Genomic DNA, 17,882 nt, shown 5'->3' with positions numbered 1-17,882 from the left:
AGTGAATAAATGATCCGTTCTTTGTGGATTGCCAAAACCGGTTTGAATGCTCAGCAAACCAATATGGACGTTATTTCCAATAACTTGGCAAACGTTAGTACCAACGGTTTCAAACGTCAGCGCGCGGTATTTGAAGACTTGATGTATCAAACTGTCCGTCAGCCCGGAGCTCAGTCTTCAGAGCAAACTATGCTGCCGTCCGGTTTGCAGTTAGGGACCGGGGTTCGTCCTGTGTCAACGGAGCGTATCCATACTCAAGGAACGTTTTCCGAGACGGGTAACTCGAAGGACGTTGCTATTAAAGGTCAGGGATTCTTTCAGGTTCAGTTGCCTGACGGTACAACTGCTTATACGCGTGACGGTGCCTTCCAGCTTGACGGTAACGGCCAGTTAGTGACGTCCAGCGGTTATCAGGTTCAGCCTGCCATCACCGTTCCAGCAAATGCGACTGAACTGAATATCGGTCGTGACGGTATTGTCAGCGTAAAATTGCAAGGGCAGGCGGCAACAAATCAGATTGGCCAGTTGACGCTGACGACCTTTATTAACGATAGCGGCCTTGAGAGTATGGGTGAAAACCTGTATCTGGAAACCGCAAGTTCGGGTGCGCCGAATGAATCAAACCCAGGTTTGAATGGCGCGGGTTTACTGTTCCAGAAATATGTTGAAACCTCTAACGTCAACGTGGCTGAAGAGTTGGTATCGATGATACAAACTCAGCGTGCCTACGAGATCAACAGTAAAGCGATTTCTTCTTCTGACCAGATGTTGCAGAAATTGACTCAACTGTAATGTTGTAACTCGTTAATTTCAGTCATGAGAGCGGCTGCTCTGATGGCTTGGTGTTGGCAACATAGACAGTGTTTAACGGGGTAATGAAGATCATAAGCAACCCAGTGAATGGGGTAAATATGGTTTTGATTTACCCCGTGAATATGTGAAATAGATTAATTTAAGGCGATATCCGCAGTGATAATGAATGCAAAGTCGGTTATCAAACCACTCCGCCGACCCCGTCTGTTGGCATTGATCGCGATGTTAGCACTTAACGGCTGCGCCTATATTCCGCATGATAAAGTTGTCACTGGACCTACGACGGCCCAGCCGGGATCGCCAGTATTAGCCGGTCCTAATGGTTCTATTTTTCAGACCGTGCAGCCGATGAATTATGGTTACCAACCGATGTTTGAAGATCGTCGGCCACGCAATATTGGCGACACATTGACGATCGTGTTGCAGGAAAATGTTAGCGCCAGTAAAAGCTCATCAGCGAATGCTGCCCGTAATGGGGCGTCAACATTTGGTGTAACGGTAACACCACGTTATCTCGAAGGGCCGCTAGGTAATAACCGCGCATCGCTGAATGCTACCGGGACGAATGATTTCACGGGACAAGGTGGTGCCAACGCGAATAACACGTTTAGCGGTACGATTACGGTCACGGTCGGTCAAGTACTCGCTAATGGTAACCTGAACGTCGTTGGCGAAAAGCAAATTGCGATTAATCAGGGGACTGAGTTTATCCGTTTTTCTGGGGTAGTAAATCCGAGAACGATTAGCGGTAACAACTCTGTACCATCTACCCAGGTTGCGGATGCGCGCATTGAATATGTCGGTAATGGCTATATCAACGAAGCACAAAACATGGGCTGGTTACAACGGTTCTTCCTCAATGTTTCTCCGTTCTAAGTTTAAGAGGCCTGCCATGCGGATTGGATCATTTTTCACAGTACTGCTGACGTTACTGGCACTGAATATTGCCCCTGTGTCAGCAGAGAGAATTCGCGATCTGGTTAATATCCAGGGGGTACGTGGTAATGCGTTGATTGGTTACGGTTTAGTTGTCGGCTTGGATGGTTCCGGTGACCAGACCATGCAGACACCGTTTACCACGCAAAGCTTAACTAATATGCTCTCCCAGTTGGGGATTACTGTACCTGCCGGCACCAACATGCAATTGAAAAACGTTGCGGCGGTGATGGTAACGGCGGAACTTCCAGCTTTCGGTAGATCAGGCCAGAATATTGATGTCGTTGTGTCTTCACTCGGTAATGCGAAGAGCTTGCGGGGCGGGACGCTGTTAATGACCCCATTAAAAGGGGTGGATAACCAAGTGTATGCCTTGGCTCAGGGAAACGTTTTGGTTGGCGGTGCTGGCGCTTCCGCTGGCGGAAGCAGTGTTCAGGTTAACCAGTTAGCCGGTGGACGAATCAGCAACGGTGCTGTTATTGAACGAGAGTTGCCCAGTACATTCGGCGCGTCAAATACGATTATGCTGCAACTGAAAAATGACGATTTCTCAATGGCGCAGAAAGTGAGTGATGCGATCAATCGCTCTGGATATGGCGGTACAGCGTCTCCGCTGGACTCTCGCACTATTCAGGTCCTCGCCCCACATGGCAATAGTTCTCAGGTTCGTTTCTTGGCCGATGTCCAGAATATTGAGGTCAACGTCGGTATTCAGGATGCCAAGGTCGTGATCAATTCTCGTACCGGTTCTGTCGTAATGAATCGTGATGTAACACTAGATAGCTGCGCTATCGCTCAGGGTAACCTCTCTGTGACGATTAACCAGCAGGCTAATGTCAGTCAGCCTAATACCCCATTTGGCGGCGGTCAGACGGTTGTGACCCCGCAAACAGAGATCTCTGTTCAGCAAGCGGGCGGTGCGTTACAGCGAGTTAATTCCAGCGCCAACCTCAACAACGTCGTGCGTGCACTGAATTCTCTGGGCGCGACGCCGATGGAGCTGATGTCTATTCTGCAGGCGATGCAAAGTGCTGGTTGTTTGCGTGCCAAACTGGAAATTATCTGATGAGTGATATGCAGACGCTGAATAATGCCGCCTATGATGCGCAGTCCCTGAATACGTTGAAGCGTGAAGTTTCAGGTAATCCTCAAAGTAAAGAGGGCATCAGGGCGGTTGCGCAACAGATGGAAGGCGTGTTTGTCCAATTGATGATGAAAAGCATGCGTTCTGCTATTCCGCAGGACGGGCTCTTCAGCAGCGATCAGACGCGTCTGTATACCTCAATGTATGACCAACAAATTGCTCAAGAGATTTCGACTAAGGGCAAGGGGCTTGGGCTCGCAGATGTCATGGTTGAACAGTTGAGCCGACAATCCACTGATGTTACGGCAGCTAAAGCTACTGTGCCCTCGGTTCCATTAACATTTGATGGTGATGTGCTCAAAAGTATGCCAACCATGGCAATGGAGCAGATGGTTCGCAAAGCGCTTCCTAAATTGCCAAGTGCCGGTTCAGCGTTACCATTATCTAATAGCAATTTTGTATCGCAGATTGCCTTGCCCGCCCAGATTGCCAGCCAGCATAGTGGTATACCTCATCACCTTATCATCGCCCAGGCTGCGCTTGAATCTGGCTGGGGGCAACGTGAAATTCCTACTGAAGATGGGCGGCCAAGCCACAATTTGTTCGGCATTAAGGCTGGCGGTAGTTGGAATGGGCCAACAACGGAGATAACCACGACAGAGTACGAGCAAGGCGTGGCCAAAAAAGTAAAAGCCAGCTTCAGAGTTTACGATTCCTATATTGAAGCCATTGGCGACTATGTGAAATTACTGACTAACAACCCACGCTATTCTGCAGTGATGAGTGCAGGAACGGCTGAGCAAGCCGCTCATGCGTTGCAAAAAGCGGGCTATGCAACAGATCCGCAATATGCTCAGAAACTGGTTAGTATGATTCAGCAAATGAAGAATTCAGGTGAGAAAGTAGCTAAAGCCTACACTCATGATTTGAGTCGGCTATTTTGATTTTTTTATTCAAGATTTGTGCTTCCTGACCGATAAAGTAATTAACTTATGTAGCAGATTTGCTGCTTTCAGCATTTAGTTAACTGCGCAAGGCGAGAGAGCCTGTGTAAAAGGAACAACACCCTATGTCCAATTTAATCAACACCGCGATGAGCGGCTTAAAAGGTGCTCAGGTTGCGCTGAGCACCGTGAGTAACAACATTAGTAACCAGGCTGTTATTGGATATAGTCGGCAAAATACGATAATTGAACAAGCGATTAGTAGCAGCACATCGGCTGGATATATAGGCAACGGTGTTAATGTTGTTAGCGTTGATCGCCAATATAATGAGTTTATCAGCAACCAGTTGCGCTCTGCGCAAACGACAAGTAGTTCAGTTTCTACCTACTACGAGCAGATATCTAAGATTGATAATCTGCTGGCCAGTAGTACCACCAGCCTTTCATCAACGATACAGGGCTTCTTTTCGAACCTGCAAAACCTCACCAGCAATTCGGGCGATTCCGCTACTCGCCAAACTGTACTGGGTAAAGCCGAAGGGCTGGTAAACCAATTTAAAGTCACGGATAAATATTTGCGCGACATGGATAGTGGTCTGAATACACAAATTCAAAGCACTGTTGGCCAGATTAATACGTATACCGATCAGATCGCATCGTTAAATAACGAAATCACGAAGCTAATGGGAGCAAATAGTGGCACCATGCCTAATGATTTGCTTGATCAACGCGATGTTTTGGTCAACCAACTGAATAAATTAGTGGGTGTTGATGTCGTTGTTCAGGATGGAACGGTTTATAACGTTGCATTGAAGAATGGCACGAGTCTGGTTCAGGCTGGAACTAGCAACCAATTGGTTGCAATAAGTTCGAGCAACGATCCGACCCGTCTTACGATTGGTTATAAAGACCAAACAGATGATGTCGTTACGTTGAATGAGGGCTCATTAACTGGCGGTTCATTAGGTGGATTGATCTCTTTCCGTTCGGAGACGCTTGATGGGACTCGTAATCAGTTAGGGCAGTTAGCACTGGCATTTGCTGATGCGTTTAATGCTCAACATCAGGAAGGTTATGACCGTGATGGTGTCAAAGGTGGTGATTTCTTCTCATTTGGAAAATCTGTTGTTCTGAATGATTCAAAAAATGGTGGCAATGCGGTACTAACGCCATCTTATACTGATACCAAAGACGTGCAGGCAACGAATTATACGGTTAAGTATGATGGTAGTAACTGGCAGGTTACCCGTTTGTCTGACAACTCGAAATTTACAGCAACGGTCGATACTTCTGATAACAGCCTGAATTTTGATGGCATCAAGGTGGTCATGACGGGGGCTCCCGCAACGAATGACAGTTTCCTACTTAAGCCAGTAAATGATGTCATTATTGATATGAAAGTGGCTATTTCCGATTCTAATAAAATCGCGGCAGCCGCTGCTTTTGATGCAGATGGTAATTCCATTCCTTTTGGTGGTGTGAGTGATAACACCAATGCCAAAGCGTTACTTGCGTTGCAAAATGAAAAAATTGTAGGTAATAAAGCTAGTATTTCCGGCGCATATGCAGGGCTAGCAGGCTCGATTGGCAACCAGACCAGCACGCTGAAGATAAATAACATATCGCAGCAAAACGTTGTTAAGCAACTAACGGCAGAACAGCAGTCTGTATCTGGTGTAAATCTGGATGAAGAATACGGCGATCTGATGCGTTATCAGCAATACTACATGGCAAATGCTCAGGTCATCAAAACAGCACAATCCATATTTGATGCGCTTTTAGCGGCTCGTGGCTAATCTACTGACCATTTGATAAAGAGGAATTGATACCATGCGCTTAAGTACCAGCATGATATACCAGCAAAATATGCAAGGCGTTACCAATGGTCTGGCTACATGGCAAAAAACGGGTGAGCAGTTGTCAACCGGTAAACGTGTCGTGAACCCATCGGATGATCCAATAGCCGCAGCGAATGTGATTATGCTTGGTCAGGCTCAGTCAGAGAATGGACAATACACGTTGGCGAGAACTTTTGCTAAGCAAAGTATGTCATTAGAAGATTCAATCTTGGATAAAAGTATTACTACCATTACCAGCGCATTGACGGAAGTTATTAACGGTGGCGGTATCAGGAGCGACGATGATCGAAAATCAAATGCGATTGCGCTGCGCGGAATGAAGGCTGAATTGTTGAATTTGGCGAACAGTACCGATGGTAATGGTAATTATATCTTTGCTGGTTATCAGACTGATAAGGTTCCCTTTACTGAAGATGCAACTGGCGTTAAATATGTAGGTGGAAACCAGGCTATCTCACAGCGCGTAGATGCGGCCCGAGATATGAATATTAGCCATATTGGTTCTGCGGTGTTCAATGGTGCAACTGGCGATGCGAAAAAAGAGCCAGATGGTAGTATTCAGTCTGATTTATTTGAAACGCTGGATATCGCAATTAAAGCACTCGAAACACCGCTTGCCGGTGCCGATGATGCAACAAAAGCTGATGTTGAGGCCAAATTGGCAACGGCCAATCGTGGTTTAAACAATGCTATAAATAATTTTTCTGCTGTCCGCTCGGAGTTGGGTATCCAACTTAACGAGATCGATAATCTAGACTTCATTGGTAAAGATCGTGATGTGGCCAACCGATCAACGTTGTCAGCATTGGAGGATACCAATTGGGTCGCAGCAATTTCATCTTATATGATGCAACGGGATTCTTTGCAGGCATCTTATACCGCGTTTCAGAGTATGCAGGGCATGTCATTGTTTCAGACGAACCGTTAATGGGGGAAGCTGAGTGATATTTTTTGCATTCAAATTTGGATACGCTTAAACCGGGCGTATTTTTTAGGCATGTTACTTTTTCATTATACTGAATGGTGACATGCCGTTTTTTATTCCCGATCACGCCGAGTTATCCTCTATATTCTCTTTTATACATATACTGTTCGTATGTATTTCTTCCTCACCCCATCTACTAAGATCTGGCATACCATTCATCACATGACGATAAAAACGGTGATCGTGATAAATCACATGTAAAGAAGGGGCGTATCAGAATTGATATGCGAAACGGTAGGTATGTCATTGATGTTACAAGGTAGCGTCGAGTGGAATGATTTTGTGGCCATCAATCTCTACTTCAAGTTCATGCTCGATGAGTAGTTATTTGTTGAACTTGCCTTACTATTAGGAACTTGATAATTGGCTAAGAATATCAGCAAGTAAATCAAATACCTCACTGAATAAATGTTCTGCGAATGGCGGAATTAGCGGGAGTAATAAACCTAATGTCATGATCCCGACGGTAAGGGTGATTGGGAAGCCAACAACAAATATTGATAGTTGAGGTGCCATACGGTTGAGCATGCCTAACGCCAGGTTAATAGTCAGCAACAGAGTTATGATGGGCAGCGCCAGCATCAATCCGTTAATAAAAATCAATCCGCCGGCGCGCGCAAGCGCAAGGAATGCATGGCTATTAATTGGACTGGTACTGATGGGTAGGGTATGGAAGCTATCTGCCAATAGCGAGATCAACCAGAGGTGCCCATCAAAGGTTAAGAACAGTAATATGGCGAGAATATTCAGGAAACGCGCTATTACTGGCATATTTGGACCGCCAGTCGGATCAAAGAAAGTCGCAAAGGCTAGGCCCATCTGTAGACCAATGAGTTCACCTGCATGGCGAATAGCGGCAAATGCCAACTGCATTGACAAGCCGAGTGTTATCCCGATGAGAATTTGCTGTATTAGCAGCCACACGCCTGCGACAGAAAAAATAGGTGTTGTATTGAGCGGTAAATAGGGCGCAACGAGCAGGGTAATCAGCACTCCCAAGCCTATCTTCACTCGGTTACCGATCGCTCTTTCGTTAAAAACAGGCGCAGTACTGATCAGTGCGAGAATTCTGACAAAAGGCCAGAAAAACTGGCTAACCCAATTCGCCATGTCCCAACTGTTAAACGTCAGCATGTTTACCCAATAATATTAGGTAACTGGCCGAATAGCGTACGCATATAGTCCAGCATGAGGTTTAACATCCAAGGCCCTGCGATCACTAAGGTGAAGAATACGGTTAGAATTTTAGGGATAAACGATAATGTCATTTCGTTTATTTGGGTGGCCGCCTGCAAAAGGCTAATAGTCAACCCGCTGAGCAGTGCTGCCAGCAGGGGAGGTGCCGCTAGTGCCAATGCGACTTTCATTGCTTCATAGCCCAGTGCCATCACCGATTCTGGTGTCATAGTCGCATTCCTCTAACTATAAAAACTTTGTGCTAATGAACCGAGTAGCAGTTGCCAACCATCGACTAATACGAAAAGCATGAGTTTAAAAGGCAAAGAAATAGTTGCCGGAGGAACCATCATCATCCCCAGAGCCATCAGTACACTGGCAACAACGAGGTCGATGATAAGAAAAGGAATAAAGACAGTGAAGCCAATCTGGAAAGCTGTTTTTAACTCACTTGTTACAAATGCGGGGAGAAGCACGCGCATAGGTACTGCTTCAGGCCCCTGAATCTCTGGAATTTCTGCCAGTCTGGTAAACAGTGCTAGATCGGTTTCCCGCGTCTGCCGCAGCATGAACTCACGCACTGGCTCCGCGCCGCGTTCAATGGCGACTTCCATACTGATTTGATCCTGACTGAATGGAAGGTAGGCTTCTTCATAAACGCGGTTTAATACTGGCGACATGACAAAAAATGTCAGGAACAGCGTCAATCCCAACAACACTTGGTTTGGTGGCGCAGTGGGTGTCCCCAAGGCATTACGTAACAAACTTAGTACGATGATGATTCGGGTGAAACTGGTCATCATCAGCAATGCGGCAGGGATAAACGTTAATGACGTGAGGAAAACCAACGTCTGTACTGGTAACGTCCAACTTTGTCCGCCATTAGGTAATGGTTGAGTCACAATTCCAGGAAGTTGTGCCCATACCGATGGCGCCATGAACAATAAACTGATGGCTAAACTGTAGCGCAATGCACGAAGCAAAGTAGTGATACGAAAATATTTAGGCAAAGCACTCATTCCGATTTTTCCGGACGCTTTAAAATTTTCTTTAACAGTTGGTTGAAATCTACCGGCGTGCTATCGCCTGCGGATGAACTGTCATTGATTGGTTGTACTGGGAGTGTATGCAGTGGTGTGATTTGCTGAGCCGTAACACCTAACACCAGCCAGGTATTATCAACTTCGACAATAACTACACGCTCACGTTGCCCAATAGGGCAACTGGATACGACTTTTAGCAACTTGTTTTGCTTAGCTTGCGGCACAAAACCGAGTTTACGGGCAAGCCAGGCAATCAATAAAATAAATAACAAAATACCGGCCAGCACGCTACCAACCTGTGTCAGTAGCATGCTGCCAGTAAGTGGTGGTTCGGTAGCAAGAGTCGACTGCTGGCTTGCTACTGAAGTAGGAGATGATACCGAAGCTGTTGCCATTAACGACTCAGGCGGCGCATACGTTCGGAAGGCGTCATGATATCGGTAATACGGACACCATATTTGTCAGAGACGACGACGACTTCACCCTGAGCGATCAAATAGCCATTGATCAGGATATCCAGTGGTTCACCCGCTAAGCCATCAAGTGCAACAACAGAGCCCTGGGTTAGACGTAGGAGCTCTTTTATCGTCATTTTGGTCCTGCCGAGCTCTACAGTGAGTTTGACCGGAATGTCCAATATCAGATCGATATCTTGTAGAGCACCCAGCGGATCATGACCGTCTAGCGATTTAAAAATACCTTCCGTTGTCGCGGCCGGTTTTTCTGCAGCCTGCTGCTCGTTAAATGCATCAGCCCACAGATCGTCCACTGATTCCTTGTCGTCGGACGGTTTCTTGGTGTCACTCATGGGGCTGTTCCTCGTTATCCAGAGAATTCAATATAGGGTTAATCAAATGTTCAACACGTAGAGCATATTGCCCGTTCAACGTACCATATTGGCTGGTCAGTACTGGCACGCCGTCAACATGGGCAACGATTTTTTCAGGTTTGTCGATCGGTAACACATCGCCGGGTTGTAACTTAAGAATTTTGGACAGCCTCAGCGGGATATCAACAAAATTTGCGACTAATTCCAGTTCGGAATGTTGTACCTGTTTAGCTAAGGTATCTCGCCAGCTCTGATCTTCCTGACGTGAATTTTCCAATGGCGGATTTGCGAGTAGCTCGCGCAGCGGCTCAATCATTGAAAAAGGAATACAGATATTAAATTCGCCAGTTAATGAACCGATTTCAACATGAAACGGTGTAGTTACGACAATATCATTAGGAGACGTTGTAATATTGGTAAACTTGACCTGCATTTCTGAACGTACGTATTCGATATCAAGTTTGTAAATCGCATTCCAAGCTTCACCGTAGGCCTCAAGAGCCAAGCGTAACATTCGCTTGACCACGCGCTGCTCAGTATGAGTAAACTCGCGGCCTTCGACCTTTGTCGGAAAACGGCCATCACCGCCGAAGAGGTTATCTACGGCGATAAACACCAAACTTGGCGAAAATACGAATAGCGCAGTGCCACGTAGTGGCTTTAAGTGAATCAAGTTCAGGTTTGTCGGGACCGGAAGGTTCCTGGCAAACTCGTGATAAGGCTGGATCTTGATCCCACCCACGGTGATATCCGGGCTACGGCGCAACAGGTTAAACAGCGCCATGCGGAACTGGCGTGCGAAACGTTCATTAATGATTTCTAATGCCTGTAAACGCTCACGGATAACGCGCCGTTGAGTATTCGGATCATAGGGTTTGACATCCCCATCCGTTTTTGACAACGCACTTGCGTCAGCGTCACTATCGCCGCTGTCGCCATTTAATAATGCATCAATTTCTGCTTGTGAAAGAATGCTATCGCCCATAATGGTTACCGCAGTATAAAGGCCGTGAACAGAACATCAGTAACGACCTGGTTAGGTTGACCAGGAACTAATGGCGGGCTTAGCACTTGCTTAATTTGCTCTATCAGCTTCTGTTTACCCTGCTCATTGGCAAGCGCGATGGCGTCCTGACGAGAAAGTAATAATAACAGTCTGCTGCGAACTTCAGGCAGGTAGTTCGTAAATCGCGTGCGCGTTGCCTCATCTGGCAAACGTAGCGTGAATCCAACATATAACACACGGTCAGGATCATTATCTGCATTGACGAGATTAACGGTAAAAGTATCCAGTGGCATGAAAACAGGCTCTGGCGGTGGCGGTGCTTCCTGCTCAGCCGTTGCCGCATTTTTCTGACTTAATAGCCACCAAGCGGTGCCCGCAGCAGCAGTCGAAGCGAGGGCAACGATAATCAGTAGTATTAGCCAAACAGACCGTTTACGTCCTGGTCGAACTTGCATATCAGACATAGCCAAAGATAGTTCCCGTTACTTATCGATATTTATTGCAGGATGAAATTAACAATAAATAAATGCGTAATGTCGATGATTATCCTGCCTATTGCAATCTTCAATACAGAGAATAGGCAGGGAAAACCGTGCTAACTTATTCGTTTACTTCACTTTCAAGCAAAGATATCAACGCCGTTGACTGATGATGCCATTGCTTTTAGCTGTTCTGGAACGTTTAATGATTCATTCGTACTTTCTGACGAATGATCAAATTGTTGCTGGTAAGACGGACCATGGTTATTGCCATCATTGTTATTATTAGCCATTTGCTGCTGCCAGGCTGATGAATCACTACCGACACTGCTTTGCCCAAGGTTAATGCCGCTTTCAGCCATCGCATTACGTAAGTGTGGTAGCGCAGCTTCCAACGCTGAACGAACCTGGCTGTTTGCTGATACCAAATGAATTTGCGCCTGGTTATCATCGATTTTTAGACTGATGTGCAGAGCGCCCAATTCTTGTGGGTTCAAACGTAATTCTGCTGTCTGCTGACCATTGCGGCTGAACATAACGATCTGTTGGCCCAGTGCGTCTTGCCACTGTGGTGAGCCAAACGGTGCATTCAGTTGTGCGCTTGTTGCTTGAGGTGCTGGGCCGGTGCTCCCCACTGTTGCCGGTTGAATGTGCATCGCCTGGGCTACTGGCGATGTTGCTTGAGACACCCCGTTGCCTACGGCAGAAACAGACTCAAGCGCATTGCGATCGCCAGCAAGGGAATGCGGTGTCGCCAGAGAAAATTTTGCAACATCATCCGCAGACTCGTTCGCAGTCGATGAGGCTTGCTTGGTTACATGTTGCAGATCGCGTGATATATCAGCGCCGTTATCCGGCATTATTGCTGTGCCGAACAGTTTTGCCAGTGTGTTTTTAGCGCTTTCACTCGAACTGCTTGGTACAGCAGATGCGGGAGAACCACTCTGGCGTTTAGCCTCAATGAGCCCCGGAATATTCGTGCCCGTTGTATTACCGGCAGTCGTTGAGATACTAGCGGCGGTTGTTTGCGCCGTCGGCAGTGGCGCTGTTTGCAACATAGCAAGCAGTGCCTGCATTGTGGTTACGTCGTCTGCAGTATTGTCGCTGTCTTTTTTATCCAGACCTTTTAACTTTGCCTGTTCTGTAATTTCTGGATTTTGCTCGCTTGCGCCAGTCAGAGAACTAAATGAAGAAAGTAGGGCGTTTAAATCATCGCGGCTGAGCGAAGCACTATCTTTCCCTAAAGCGTTTAGCAGAACATCTTCGTCCACTTTATCGAGCGTCTTTGTACTCGATGTATCGGCTACTTGTGATATACGTGCTCTCAACAGATCAACAAAATCTTTTGGCAGTTCACCCTGTGTCAGCAAAGAAATAGAAGAACTGCTCGTATCACTGGCAGTGGTAGCTATAGGTAATGCGGACAGATTCATGATTCTGTTTTCCTCTGTGAGGCCCGTTGGGCAAATTCATCCATTTGTTTTTGTTCTATTTTATTTTCTTTGGCAAGCTGCCTTACCAGTTCACGATCTTGCAGTTTTTCAAAGGCGTTCAATCGCTGCTGTTTTTCTTGCCAACTCTTCATTGCTAAATCTAAACGTGATGTCCACTGCGAGAGTTGTTGTCTGTGTTGCTCAATTGCACCGTCCAACGTTCGGATGAACTGCTGATAATTTTGCCAACTATTATTCGCCATACCTGCGGACATCGTCGAGTTCAATTTTTGACGATAGTCATCCAGATAGTTTAACAGCATATTGAGCTGCTGTTCGGCTTGTTGATGTGCTTGACGCACCTGACCTAACTGGCCTGCCGCTTTCTCAACGTCTTTCTGCGCCAGTTCGCGTAGTGTAACCAGCGGTGACTGGGTTTTCATCTGCTCTCCTACTCGTTACGAGGGAAAATAGTGTGCAATGCCTGGCAGGATTCATCATAGTTACTTTGTTCAAACATTCCCTGCTGCAAGAAGGCTTCCAGGTGAGGATAGAGCCGAATTGCCTTGTCAAGCATAGGGTCACTGCCTGCAGCGTAGGCTCCAACACTGACTAAATCACGGTTACGTTGGTAGCTGGATAATAACTGTTTAAACTGCCTTACAGAAGCATAGTGACCTTCATCAATCAGTGCTGTCATCGCACGGCTAATTGATGCTTCAATATCAATAGCTGGATAATGACCAGACTCAGCCAACTGGCGGGATAACACGATATGCCCGTCCAAGATAGCCCGAGCAGAGTCGGCGATAGGATCCTGCTGATCGTCACCTTCCGTCAGAACAGTATAGAAGGCGGTGACTGAGCCACCTCCGTGAATACCATTACCTGCGCGCTCTACCAGCGCGGGTAATTTTGCGAACACAGAAGGCGGATAACCCTTGGTTGCCGGCGGTTCGCCAATAGCTAATGCAATTTCACGCTGTGCCATGGCATAACGCGTGAGCGAGTCCATGATCAGCAGAACGTGATGCCCGCGATCGCGAAAATCTTCAGCAATACGCGTGGCATAGGCTGCCCCCTGCATTCTTAATAATGGAGAGACATCAGCGGGAGCGGCAATAACGACAGAACGCGCTCGTCCTTCTGTGCCAAGGATGTTCTCGATAAAATCTTTCACTTCTCGGCCACGTTCGCCGATAAGTCCAACGACAATGACGTCAGCCTGAGTATAGCGCGCCATCATACCCAATAACACACTTTTACCCACCCCCGAACCAGCAAACAAGCCCATTCGCTGTCCTCGACCCACCGTGAGCAAGGCATTAATGGCTCGAACTCCCACATCTAGAACACTTTCGATTGGTGTTCTCTGTAATGGGTTGAATGGTGGCGTAATCAACGGTGCGCGGTAGCCTGTATCCGGTGCGGGTAAACCATCCAGCGGTTTCGCGCTACCATCCAGCACTCGCCCCAATAATTCAGGGCCTAAGGGTAATTGCTTTCCTTGGCTACTACTGTCTTGGCCAACACGAGCGTAAACACGTGCCCCAGGAGTAATGCCTTCAACTTCTTCAAGCGGCATGAGAAAGAGTTTTTGCCCGTTGAAACCGACAACCTCGCTTTCGATTTCTTCAACCTGAGAACCGTTCTGCCGTTCAATGAGGCAGGTTGCGCCCAATGGCATATGCAACCCTGTTGCTTCCAACACCAAACCTGTTGCCCGAGTTAAGCGGCCGTAACGACGCACTGATGGTGTGTCATCAATGCGCTTCTCAAATGAATCGAGAGAAGAGAGCCAGCGTCCAAGGCGCGAAGTCATCATAGCTCTCCCGGTGCAGCCAAACGGCAAAGTTCGTGCCAACGTGTCGCTAGGCTGGCATCCAGATCGCCTTCTTCTGCACTGACCTTACAGCCACCAGGGTGGAGTTGACCATCAGCCAGCAATCTCCAGCCATGTAAGCTAAGTGTTGGACCCAAATATTGTTCAACGCGTTCTAAATCTGAAGGATGAACGCGCAATTGTGTCTTACCTGAAAACATAGGTTCTTGTTGGATCAACTGCTGTATCTGGCCAAGCAGGGCATTACCATCGCATACCGGAGGTTGCCCCAGAATCTGTTTGGCTGCAGTCAGTGCGAGTTGCATCAGGCGAGCAGGGATCACACTGTCAAGTGTATCCAGCGTCTGTTGGAATTCAGTGACCATATTTTGCATTTGTTCAATGATCGGTTGCTGCTGCTGTAAGGCATTTTGCAAACCCTGCTGTTGCCCTTTAGCTAAACCTTCCTGATAACCTGCGTCATACCCTTGTTGATGACCTTGTGCAAACCCTGTTTCTCTGGCCTGTTGCATTGTGCTTTCGCGCAGAGACGCCATCTCATTCTCTGCGGAAAAGAGGATATTCTCTTCACTGAAATGCTCCATTTCAGGCACATCAGGCTCATCATTGACCTGATAGGTTGGGGCGGACTTTGATGCTGGCTCAGCCAGATCGTTGAGTTGCCAGGGTTGCCAGGCCAGGTTTTTGGGGGCGTTAGACATAAGCATCCTCGCCACCACCGATAATCATCTCGCCGCTGTCTGCCAGTCGACGAACGATAAGCAGTATCGCTTTCTGTTCGTTTTCGACCTGCGACATACGTACAGGACCGCGAGTAGTGAGGTCGTCGCGAAGAATTTCCGCCGCACGTTGAGACATATTGCGCAAGAATTTTTCGCGCAAAGGCTCTTCGGCGCCCTTCAGTGCCAACAGCAGAGATTCGGATTCGACTTCCTGTAGAAGACGCTGAATACTGCGATCGTCCACTTCCACCAGATTTTCGAACAGGAACATTTCGTCGATGATTTTCTGCGCGAGTTCACCATCGAATTCACGTACTGCATCGATAACCGCTTCTTCTTGCTGGGTTTTCATCAGGTTGATAATCTCGGCCGCAGTACGAACACCACCCATCTTACTGCGTTTAAGGTTTTGACCATCCAACAAGCCATTCAGAACGTCTGTCAGTTCTGCCAGTGCGGAAGGCTGAACGCCGCCGAAGGTGGCGATACGCAGCATGACGTCATGGCGCAGACGTTCGTCAAACAGGGCTAGGATATCGGCAGCTTGCGCCCGCTTCAGATGCACCAAAATAGTGGCGATGATCTGTGGATGTTCGTCGCGAATGAGGTCTGCGGCAATCTGCGGTTCCATAAAGTTGAGTGTTTCCATTCCACTTGAGGTGTCGCGGCTTTCAAGAATATCTTCCAACAGGCTAGAGGCTCGTTCTTCACCGAGGGCTTTGACAAGTACGGAACGAAGATAGTCGCCAGCATTAACACTTAACGCCGCGTATTGCTCTGCATCAGCCTCAAATTCCTTAAGTATCTCTACCAACTGCTGGTGCGATACCTGGCGCATGTTGGCCATTGCCAAACTGAGGTGCTGTACCTCTTTGGCTGAAAGGTGGGTAAACACTTCGGCGGCACGATCTTCGCCAATAGTCATCAATAAGATGGCGCTTTTTTCTGTTCCTGTCAGGGTCATAGTTCAGTACTCATCCATTGACGAATTACCAGAGCGACAACGCGTGGGTCGTTCTCCGCCAGTTCACGTATGCGGTTACTTTGCATTTCTGCACTGACGCGTTGCTGAGATTTCCGCTGTTGTTCAATTTCAGAGGTACTGAGGTTAACAACAACATCATCATCATTGCCTTTATTCAGACTGGCTGCAGCCAGTGCTGCTTCTTGTTGCAGTTCTTTTTTCCGCAACTGTGGACGAACCAACTTACGCCACAGGATCCAGGCAACAATCAGAACAAGTAGCCAACGCCCGGCTTCCATCAGGAGATCGAAAAATGCCTGTTTTTGCCAGAAGGGGAGTTCACTAGAGCCTTCGGTATTGTCCATAAATGGCGTGTTAACGACATTTAAGGTATCACCACGTTCAGTTGAAAAGCCCATTGCTTCACGCGCGACCGTTTCAATCTGTTTAATCTGATCTTCCGTCAGCGCTACGGGTTTGCCATCCTCACCAGGAGGTTGGTAATTAACGATAACGGCTGCAGACAAGCGTTTTACACCACCAGTGCTGTGTTTGGTATGCAAAATCGTCTTGTCGACTTCATAATTTGTTGTCGCATCATTACGAACATTTGATGTCTGAATAACGGCATTAGCATTGGCTTGTGTGCCACCTGCATTGTTTTGATTTTGCTGGCCAGCCCCAGCCTGATTGTTTGCATTATTCGGCGGTGTCGCGATAGGGGCTGTTGGCGCTGGTGCGGGCTGATTGGTCAATGCACCAGGAACGCCTCCTACGTTCGGGCCTCCTTTCTGCTCGCTCTGGCTGGTTTGTTGAGAACGAACCGCAGCTTTATCCGGTGGCTGATTGGGTTGATACTGCTCGTCGGTTTGTTCACGAGCGGAAAAATCGATTTGCGCAGTGACCTGCGCATGCACGTTCCCCATACCGACCATTGGCGCAATAATGGATTCTATCCGACGCTGGTACATTGCCTCGACTTCATTGCTATATTTAAGCTGTGCCGCATTCATGTCGCGGCCGCTGCCACCAGCCTGAGTTAACAGGCGTCCGGTTTGATCGACGACAGTGACGTTATCCGGCGGCAGGCCAGCAACGCTGCTAGAGACCATGTAAACGATAGAATTTATCTGCCCTTCGTCTAATGCTCGGCCTGGTTGTAATGTCAGGGTGACAGAAGAAGAGGGCGATTTTTGCTCACGCACGAACAGTGACGGCTTAGGTATGGCAAGGTGAACTCGTGCATTCTGAACGGGACCGAGAGTTTCTATCGTTCTGGATAGTTCGCCTTCCAGCGCACGTTGGTAATTAATCTGCTCGCTGAATTGGCTGATGCCAAATTTTTCTTTATCAAGCAATTCAAAGCCAACCGCGCCCCCTTTTGGCAGCCCTAATTGGGCAAGTCGCAGGCGGGTCTCATAGACATTCGCGGCGGGAATCATGATAGCTCCGCCATTCTCCGCAAAGCGATAAGGAATATTCAGCTTTGTTAATTCGCTGACAATCGCACCGCCATCACGGTCATTTATATTGCTATAAAGAACCCGATAATCAGGGCCTTTAGCCCATAGAGTCAGCGCGACGACAATGGCAATTGTCGCAGCGGCTGCGATCAATAGCGGAATTTTCGGATTGGCGCGTAACCGGTTGAGTATTTCGCCAAAGCTGTTTTTACCGGTAGCGGAGCCGGTTAATGAGGCGTTCATACTCTATCTCTGCTTGGTTGTTGAACGATATACTGAACGTTGTGACGTGACAAAACAGAA

General features: G+C 47.6%; 19 protein-coding genes. 6 read left to right on the top strand and 13 right to left on the bottom strand.

The features are described from left to right. The first annotated feature begins 9 nt into the window (after positions 1-9). From flgG to flgL, 6 genes are all read left to right on the top strand, one after another. Complete coding sequence (gene flgG, locus A8F97_RS09480; RefSeq protein ID WP_014699520.1) at positions 10-792, top strand: flagellar basal-body rod protein FlgG; 783 nt, start codon at positions 10-12, stop codon at positions 790-792. Between the two features lie 183 nt (positions 793-975). Then, positions 976-1,689, top strand: a complete 714-nt coding sequence (locus tag A8F97_RS09475; protein WP_014699521.1) for a flagellar basal body L-ring protein FlgH — start codon at positions 976-978, stop codon at positions 1,687-1,689. A gap of 16 nt (positions 1,690-1,705) precedes the next feature. Next, the gene (locus tag A8F97_RS09470) at positions 1,706-2,815 is read left to right on the top strand and encodes a flagellar basal body P-ring protein FlgI (protein ID WP_025918917.1); all 1,110 of its coding nucleotides are present in this window, start codon (positions 1,706-1,708) and stop codon (positions 2,813-2,815) included. Beyond that, entirely contained in the window at positions 2,815-3,777 is a 963-nt protein-coding gene (gene flgJ / locus A8F97_RS09465) for a flagellar assembly peptidoglycan hydrolase FlgJ (protein WP_015730274.1), read from the top strand. The genes A8F97_RS09470 and flgJ overlap by 1 nt, the downstream gene beginning before the upstream one ends. 125 nt (positions 3,778-3,902) lie before the next feature. Then, positions 3,903-5,573, top strand: coding sequence for a flagellar hook-associated protein FlgK (gene flgK, locus A8F97_RS09460; RefSeq protein WP_033071338.1), 1,671 nt, complete (start codon positions 3,903-3,905; stop codon positions 5,571-5,573). Between the two features lie 34 nt (positions 5,574-5,607). Beyond that, the gene (flgL, locus tag A8F97_RS09455; protein WP_014699525.1) at positions 5,608-6,564 is read left to right on the top strand and encodes a flagellar hook-associated protein FlgL; all 957 of its coding nucleotides are present in this window, start codon (positions 5,608-5,610) and stop codon (positions 6,562-6,564) included. Positions 6,565-6,969: 405 nt separating this feature from the next. On the opposite strand, the gene fliR is transcribed toward flgL, so the two are convergent. From fliR to fliF, 13 genes are all read right to left on the bottom strand, one after another. Then, positions 6,970-7,755, bottom strand: coding sequence for a flagellar biosynthetic protein FliR (gene fliR, locus A8F97_RS09450; RefSeq protein ID WP_014699526.1), 786 nt, complete (start codon positions 7,753-7,755; stop codon positions 6,970-6,972). Positions 7,756-7,757: 2 nt separating this feature from the next. Beyond that, positions 7,758-8,027, bottom strand: coding sequence for a flagellar biosynthesis protein FliQ (fliQ, locus tag A8F97_RS09445; RefSeq protein WP_005970673.1), 270 nt, complete (start codon positions 8,025-8,027; stop codon positions 7,758-7,760). A gap of 12 nt (positions 8,028-8,039) precedes the next feature. After that, complete coding sequence (gene fliP, locus A8F97_RS09440; protein ID WP_181021283.1) at positions 8,040-8,735, bottom strand: flagellar type III secretion system pore protein FliP; 696 nt, start codon at positions 8,733-8,735, stop codon at positions 8,040-8,042. Positions 8,736-8,812: 77 nt separating this feature from the next. Continuing rightward, a complete protein-coding gene (gene fliO / locus A8F97_RS09435; protein ID WP_014699528.1) occupies positions 8,813-9,235 on the bottom strand; it encodes a flagellar biosynthetic protein FliO in 423 nt (140 codons plus the stop codon). Next, a complete protein-coding gene (fliN, locus tag A8F97_RS09430) occupies positions 9,235-9,648 on the bottom strand; it encodes a flagellar motor switch protein FliN (RefSeq protein WP_005970667.1) in 414 nt (137 codons plus the stop codon). Before fliN ends, fliO begins: the two co-directional genes overlap by 1 nt. Beyond that, positions 9,641-10,654 carry a flagellar motor switch protein FliM gene (gene fliM, locus A8F97_RS09425; protein ID WP_014699529.1) on the bottom strand — a complete coding sequence of 338 codons (1,014 nt, stop codon included), beginning with the start codon at positions 10,652-10,654 and terminating at the stop codon, positions 9,641-9,643. The genes fliN and fliM overlap by 8 nt, the downstream gene beginning before the upstream one ends. 5 nt (positions 10,655-10,659) lie before the next feature. Next, entirely contained in the window at positions 10,660-11,139 is a 480-nt protein-coding gene (gene fliL / locus A8F97_RS09420; protein WP_005970662.1) for a flagellar basal body-associated protein FliL, read from the bottom strand. A gap of 155 nt (positions 11,140-11,294) precedes the next feature. Further along, positions 11,295-12,587, bottom strand: coding sequence for a flagellar hook-length control protein FliK (locus A8F97_RS09415; RefSeq protein WP_033071339.1), 1,293 nt, complete (start codon positions 12,585-12,587; stop codon positions 11,295-11,297). After that, positions 12,584-13,030 (bottom strand): flagellar export protein FliJ, encoded by a 447-nt coding sequence (gene fliJ / locus A8F97_RS09410; RefSeq protein WP_014699531.1) that lies wholly within the window; start codon positions 13,028-13,030, stop codon positions 12,584-12,586. The genes A8F97_RS09415 and fliJ overlap by 4 nt, the downstream gene beginning before the upstream one ends. Before the next feature lie 8 nt (positions 13,031-13,038). Further along, a complete protein-coding gene (fliI, locus tag A8F97_RS09405; protein ID WP_005970656.1) occupies positions 13,039-14,409 on the bottom strand; it encodes a flagellar protein export ATPase FliI in 1,371 nt (456 codons plus the stop codon). Further along, on the bottom strand, positions 14,409-15,131 hold the full coding sequence (gene fliH, locus A8F97_RS09400) for a flagellar assembly protein FliH (protein WP_033071340.1): 723 nt from the start codon (positions 15,129-15,131) through the stop codon (positions 14,409-14,411). Before fliH ends, fliI begins: the two co-directional genes overlap by 1 nt. Then, on the bottom strand, positions 15,124-16,116 hold the full coding sequence (gene fliG, locus A8F97_RS09395) for a flagellar motor switch protein FliG (RefSeq protein WP_005970652.1): 993 nt from the start codon (positions 16,114-16,116) through the stop codon (positions 15,124-15,126). The genes fliH and fliG overlap by 8 nt, the downstream gene beginning before the upstream one ends. Further along, positions 16,113-17,822 (bottom strand): flagellar basal-body MS-ring/collar protein FliF, encoded by a 1,710-nt coding sequence (fliF, locus tag A8F97_RS09390; RefSeq protein ID WP_014699533.1) that lies wholly within the window; start codon positions 17,820-17,822, stop codon positions 16,113-16,115. The genes fliG and fliF overlap by 4 nt, the downstream gene beginning before the upstream one ends. Between the last annotated feature and the right edge of the window lie 60 nt (positions 17,823-17,882).

Origin of the sequence: Pectobacterium parmentieri (genome assembly GCF_001742145.1) — a bacterium.
GTDB lineage: Bacteria > Pseudomonadota > Gammaproteobacteria > Enterobacterales > Enterobacteriaceae > Pectobacterium > Pectobacterium parmentieri.
This window is presented reverse-complemented; position numbering and strand designations above follow the sequence as displayed.